Source organism: Dialister sp., assembly GCF_036343215.1.
In the GTDB taxonomy this organism is placed as follows: Bacteria; Bacillota; Negativicutes; order Veillonellales; family Dialisteraceae; genus Dialister.
In genome coordinates, this window is record NZ_JAZASU010000102.1 from 1 (window position 1) to 5703 (window position 5703).

At 49.5% G+C, this 5703-nt stretch carries 4 protein-coding genes; 3 read left to right on the plus strand and 1 reads right to left on the minus strand.

Annotated elements, in window-relative coordinates:
- Positions 1 to 804: 804 nt before the first annotated feature.
- On the minus strand, positions 805 to 1077 hold the full coding sequence (locus VZT47_RS10755; RefSeq protein WP_442877430.1) for a putative holin-like toxin: 273 nt from the start codon (positions 1075 to 1077) through the stop codon (positions 805 to 807).
- A gap of 136 nt (positions 1078 to 1213) precedes the next feature.
- On the opposite strand from VZT47_RS10755, the gene recQ reads away from it, so the two are divergent.
- The 3 genes from recQ to VZT47_RS09110 all read left to right on the plus strand — a co-directional run bounded on the left by recQ (position 1214) and on the right by VZT47_RS09110 (position 5459).
- The gene (recQ, locus tag VZT47_RS09100) at positions 1214 to 3466 is read left to right on the plus strand and encodes a DNA helicase RecQ (RefSeq protein ID WP_330224650.1); all 2253 of its coding nucleotides are present in this window, start codon (positions 1214 to 1216) and stop codon (positions 3464 to 3466) included.
- Positions 3467 to 4191: 725 nt separating this feature from the next.
- Complete coding sequence (locus tag VZT47_RS09105; RefSeq protein WP_330224651.1) at positions 4192 to 4986, plus strand: thymidylate synthase; 795 nt, start codon at positions 4192 to 4194, stop codon at positions 4984 to 4986.
- Entirely contained in the window at positions 4983 to 5459 is a 477-nt protein-coding gene (locus VZT47_RS09110; RefSeq protein WP_330224652.1) for a dihydrofolate reductase, read from the plus strand. Before VZT47_RS09105 ends, VZT47_RS09110 begins: the two co-directional genes overlap by 4 nt.
- The last annotated feature ends 244 nt before the right edge of the window (positions 5460 to 5703 follow it).

Below are 5703 nucleotides of genomic sequence, written 5' to 3' on the forward strand. Positions count from 1 at the left end.
ATACTGAAACGCATAACCCACAATGGGATTGACAGGAAATGGATTCTCATAGCAGGAAATTCCAGAAGCGGACTGTATAGACGGGCAAACCTGCCCTGCGTCGAATGGTTGATTAACAACAAAATGCTGGAAACGCCGACAAAGGACAGACCGGGATTGGTCAATCCAGTGAAGTACTCTCTGAGCTTAAGGAATAGATGTAACAATGTAGCGCCGTATACGAGGACCGTACGTACGGTGCAATGGGAGGGCTAATAACTCTACCCTATTTTCCGGTTATCAGTTTTCAGTGGCGGAATTCTTTGAAACTTTGAAAAATCAGTTATCTTCGAAACTTTGCATCGATCGGATTCGGGGTGGTGGGCCAGATTCACAGGGCGGCCTTTTTATATTAGATTTAGCCATTGTCCTAGAGAACCATATAAAATAGCCCGCATCCGAATCGGATGCGGGCCATTTTTTTAAAGTTTTTGATCGAATAACTATCTTTGAAATGGCGAACTTTCATCTTCGAAACCCTTTAAATCTGGGCGGTTGGGATGAACGAGGCGGGAATGTGTGGCGCAGATTCAGGAGCTCCACATTCCTTTATGGGAAAATTTTCTCGAGTGCAAGTATAGAATCGGGAGTATTGATTGAAAGTTACATTTTCTAACGTTAAATTTTGGAGAAATATGATATAATATCAATAGAAAAGGGATAGCCGGTAAATTCCATGGCGGTGGAATGGCTTCCCCGAATCTTATTTGAGTTGAAGAGAGCCTCCTAAGCCTATGGAAGGCTTTTTTCAATGCAAGGAATTACTTACTTATTCCTCATGATGAATGCTACCAGCGTGCCGAAAGCAATCATCAGAGACAAAGCTTCGTAAATGCTCATAGCATCACCCCCCTTGCGGGGGAAAAGCCTTTTACCGACTATCCTTGTCAGATTATACCATATGTTTTTCGGAAATACAGAAATCGTCGATTCATTTCGCCGATTTTTTATTGCCTGATTTTTGCTGCCGCTATTGCACGGACGAGGAACCTTTCCCGTTATCACTCGCCTGGCATAAACGGAATCCATCACGCACATGGCCGACTTCCCGATATCGCCCCCAAAGCCTCAAACCGAAATCATCACGGACAGGGCTAACTTCCTGACTAATATGTTTATAGAAATGATATAATAAAAATGATACAGTCCATTCGAAAAAGAAAGGAGGAGACCTATGACACCGCAGGAAGTATTGAAACGCTTTTTCGGCTATGATTCTTTCCGTCCGAAGCAGCAGGAAGTGATTCATGCCATCGGCCGGGGAGAAGATGTACTGGCCATCATGCCCACGGGAGCAGGAAAATCCATCTGTTTCCAGATTCCGGCCCTTTTATTTCCTTACGGCACCGTCATTATTTCCCCCCTCATTTCCCTCATGAAAGACCAGGTGGAAGGCCTCCTGGAGCAGGGGATTCCCGCTTCTTTTGTCAATTCCACCATTTCCTATGATGAATCCATCGAACGGCTCCGGGATCTCTGGCGGGGGAAGACGAAACTTCTCTACATGGCCCCGGAAAAACTGGAACCTTCCTACTTCACCCAGTGCCTGGCCCAGTGCCCGATTTCCATGATCGTCATCGATGAAGCCCACTGCGTTTCCCAGTGGGGACATGATTTCCGGCCCTCTTACAGCCGGATCAAAGCGTTCATCGATTTCCTTCCCCAAAAACCCATTGTAGCTGCTTTTACAGCCACAGCGACTCCGGTGGTGGAAAAAGATATGAAAGAAAGCCTGGGCCTCGAAAATGCCCATGTCTTCCGTACGGGCCTCGACCGGCCGAATCTCTCCTTCCGCGTCATTTCCGGAGCAAAACGGGATAATTTCATCCTCCGCTACGTGAAAAATCATAAAAAAGAAGCAGGCATCATCTACTGCGCCACCCGGAAAGCGGTGGAAAATATTTACGAAATGCTTATTTCCAAAGGCATTAAGGCCGGCCGTTACCATGCCGGAATGGAAGACGAAGAACGGCGGAAAATGCAGGAAGATTTTTCCTTCGATAATTTGACCGTCATGGTGGCTACCAATGCTTTCGGTATGGGAATCGATAAAAGCAACGTACGATACGTCATTCATTACCAGATGCCGAAAAGCCTCGAAGCCTACTATCAGGAAGCCGGACGGGCAGGAAGAGACGGGGCGAAAGCCGAATGCATCCTGCTTTACAGCGGACAGGACGTACGGATTCAGAAATTCCTCATCGAACAGGGAAATCAGGGCGATGATATCAAAAAACTGGACTATCAGCGTTTGAATGCCATGGTGGATTACTGCCAGACCACTTCGTGCCTTAGAAATTACATCCTTGCCTACTTCGGGGAACAGGTGAAAGAACCCTGTGGACACTGCGGAAACTGTGAAAGTCAGGAAGGAAAAGTGGACATCACCGAACCGGCTGCCCTCATTTTCAGAACCATCGAATCCCTTCACGAACGATTCGGCGCCTCCGCCATTGCCGATGTCATCCACGGAAGCCGCACGAAAAACGTACTGGCCAAAAAACTGGACCAGTGCCCCACCTTCGGGAAACTTTCCTTCGAAAAAACAGCTCATATCCGGAGCGCCCTGAATAGCTTCGTGGCCGACGGATATCTCCGGCGGGAAGGCGAACCCTATGCCATCCTGAAACTCACCGACAAAGCCAGAGAAGTCCTCGAAGGAAATCGGAAAGTCCTGGGACTTGCCTTTGGCGCCCAGGATATCATGGCCGATGCCGCCGTTTCCAGAAAAATCGAACGCACCGCTGCCAGAGAAGGAAATCTCTTCGAAAAACTCCGCGCCCTCCGCACCGAAATCGCCCGGGAAGAATCGGTCCCGCCCTTCGTGGTCTTCTCCGATGCCACTCTGGAAAATATGGCCGCCCTTCACCCGTCCAATAAAGAAGAAATGTCCCACGTCCACGGCGTAGGCGCCTTCAAACTGGAAAAATACGGAGACCGCTTCCTGAAACTTTTAAACGAAGAAGAAAGTGGAAATACAAAGAAAGAAACCCTCGAAGAAACCCTTCTGAATCTTCGTAATGATCTGGCCCGCGCCAATGATACCATCCCGCGAGCCATCTTCACCGACGAAATCATCCATCAGATGGCTCAAAAACATCCCACCACCATGAGGGAACTCAAAAAACTGGAAGGCATAGGAAATAACGCCGTCAAATACGGAGAACCCTTCCTCGACATTCTGGCCGGAGAAAAAGTCCCCGTCCCGCCGCCCTCCGGAGAATTCAAAGCCACCGCAGCCTACCTCTTCCTCAAAAGCGTAAGAAAACGGCTCGCCCTCCATCACAAAACCACAGAACCCGCCATCCTCTCCGAAGAAAATCTGAGAAAACTCTCTACAGGAGACGAAAGCGTCCTCTCTGCATTGGATGCGGAAGACGCCAGAGAATTTAATAAAGCACTGAATGTGTATAAAAATATCTCGTGATTCGTGATTCGTGGTCCGTGAAGGTTGCGGCGCATAAAAATTGGAAAGCGCCGCATAGATTTATATAGTTCTTCCTTACACGTGAGAATGACTGACGAAACAATCAGGTCTGAATTGACTCTATCGGTACGCGAAAAGGATCCCCTCGCAGTCCCCCCGAAGTTCGGGGGGCTGTCGCCGAAGGCGACTGGGGGGCTGTACAATCGTACAAGTCGAAAATGAGCTTGAAGGCAAACTCATCCCGGGGAGCTCCGCGAAGCGGTGAGGGGGAACTGCACTTTCGACGGTAAAAGTATAGGTCGAAAATGACTCTGACCATCGAAAGTGTCTCTACAGCAGGTCATGCGAATGGGAAAGGCTCCCCTCGCAGGCCCCCCGAAGTTCGGCGGGCTGTCGCCGCAGGCGACTGGGGGGCTGTACGATCGTACAAGTCGAAAATGAGCTTGAAGGTAAACTCATCCCGGGGAGCTCCGCGAAGCGGGTGAGGGGGAACTGCACTTTCGAAAATAAATTTTCCCGGCACTTACGTCCCGCGTCCCCCAACGGGGGAAGCTCCGCCAAAGGCGGTGAAGGGGGCTATCTATCGTAAGAATGCCAACTGACACCAAAGCCCCCATGCGTACCGTTCTGATAACTGATAACTGATAACTCCCCACTGACAGTATTTCCACATTTCTATATAATATAAGTATATAAATAACAAAGTAGTAAAAGGAGGAACCCAATTGAGCCTCGCAGACAAAGAATACCTCGGCATCGTGAAAAACATCCTTGAAAAAGGCGCCCTGGGACAGAACCGGACCGGCATGCCCGCCTACAAACTGCCCCACCAGATCATGCAGTTTGACCTGGAAAAAGAATTTCCCATCCTCACCACGAAATTCGTTGCCTTCAAGACCAGCGTGAAAGAAATCCTCTGGATCTGGCAGAAACAGTCCAATGACGTTCATCTCCTGCAGCGGTGGAACTGTCATGTCTGGGACGAATGGATGCGGCCCGACGGAACCATCGGCAAAGCCTATGGCTACCAGCTCTCGAAATACCATCAGGTGGATACCCTCCTGAAAACCCTGAAAACCGACCCCCAGAGCCGGCGCATGGTGGTAGACCTCTGGAACGTCCAGGATCTGCCGGATATGGCCCTCTATCCCTGCGCCTTCCTCACCATGTGGGACGTTTCCGATGACGGACGGCTGAATTGTATGCTCGTCCAGCGGAGCGGAGATATGGGACTCGGCGTTCCCTTCAATATGACCCAGTATGCCGCCCTGGTCCACATGATCGCCCAGGTTTCCGGACTCCGGCCGGGACTTTTCACCCACGTCATCAATAACGCCCATATCTACGAAAATCACGTGGAAGGCCTGAAAACCCAGCTCGCAAGACTTCCCGAAGCCTACGACGCACCGAAACTCATCCTCAATCCGGATATCAAAGACTTCTACGATTTCAAACCCGAAGACATTCAGCTGGATGACTATAAACATCACGACAAAATCGCCATGGAGGTATCCGTATGAGCCTCTCCATCATCGTAGCCAGGGCAGAACATAACGTCATCGGGAAACAGAATACCCTCCTCTGGCATATTTCCGATGACATGAAACGATTCAAAAATCTCACCATGGGCCACCCCATCCTCATGGGGCGGAAAACCTTCGAAAGCCTCCCCAAAGTCCTCCCGGGCCGTACCCATTACGTCCTGACAGGAAATAAAGATTACAAAACACCCGAAGGAGTCCTCGTATTTCATGCCCTGGACGACCTTCTGAAATCCCTCCCGGAAGGAGAAAACTTCATCATCGGCGGCGCCCAGTTCTATAAACAGACCCTGCCTCTGGCCGATACCATCTACCTCACCGACGTCCATCAGGAATTTCCGGATGGAGACGCGTACTTCCCCGAAATCGACATGACCGAATGGCAGGAAATCTCCCGGATTCCCGGCGAAGGGGCTATACCACACGACTTTGTGGTACTGAAGAGAAAATAGTTTTCAGCAGTTAGCCGTTAATGATTAGTTTTTATTTGAGCGACTCCATCGGTACTCAAAAAGGCCCCCGCAAAGCAGGTGAGGAGAAACTGCACCGGGGCTGAAAATGTACAAGCCGAAACGTTCGAGCCCTCCCGGGCCTGGTAATGGCAACAAAATAAGGACATCAAAAATCTAATATTGTAGATTTTTAGGTTTATTAGATAAAAATTAACCTTCTAATCTATCCGACCTATCCTTAATG

What these genes read in the sequence shown, in the direction of transcription:
- VZT47_RS10755 (WP_442877430.1), bottom strand. Translation starts at nt 1,077, where the DNA reads ATGTGCGTGATGGATTCCGTTTATGCCAGGCGAGTGATAACGGGAAAG.
- recQ (WP_330224650.1), top strand. Translation starts at nt 1,214, where the DNA reads ATGACACCGCAGGAAGTATTGAAACGCTTTTTCGGCTATGATTCTTTC.
- VZT47_RS09110 (WP_330224652.1), top strand. Translation starts at nt 4,983, where the DNA reads ATGAGCCTCTCCATCATCGTAGCCAGGGCAGAACATAACGTCATCGGG.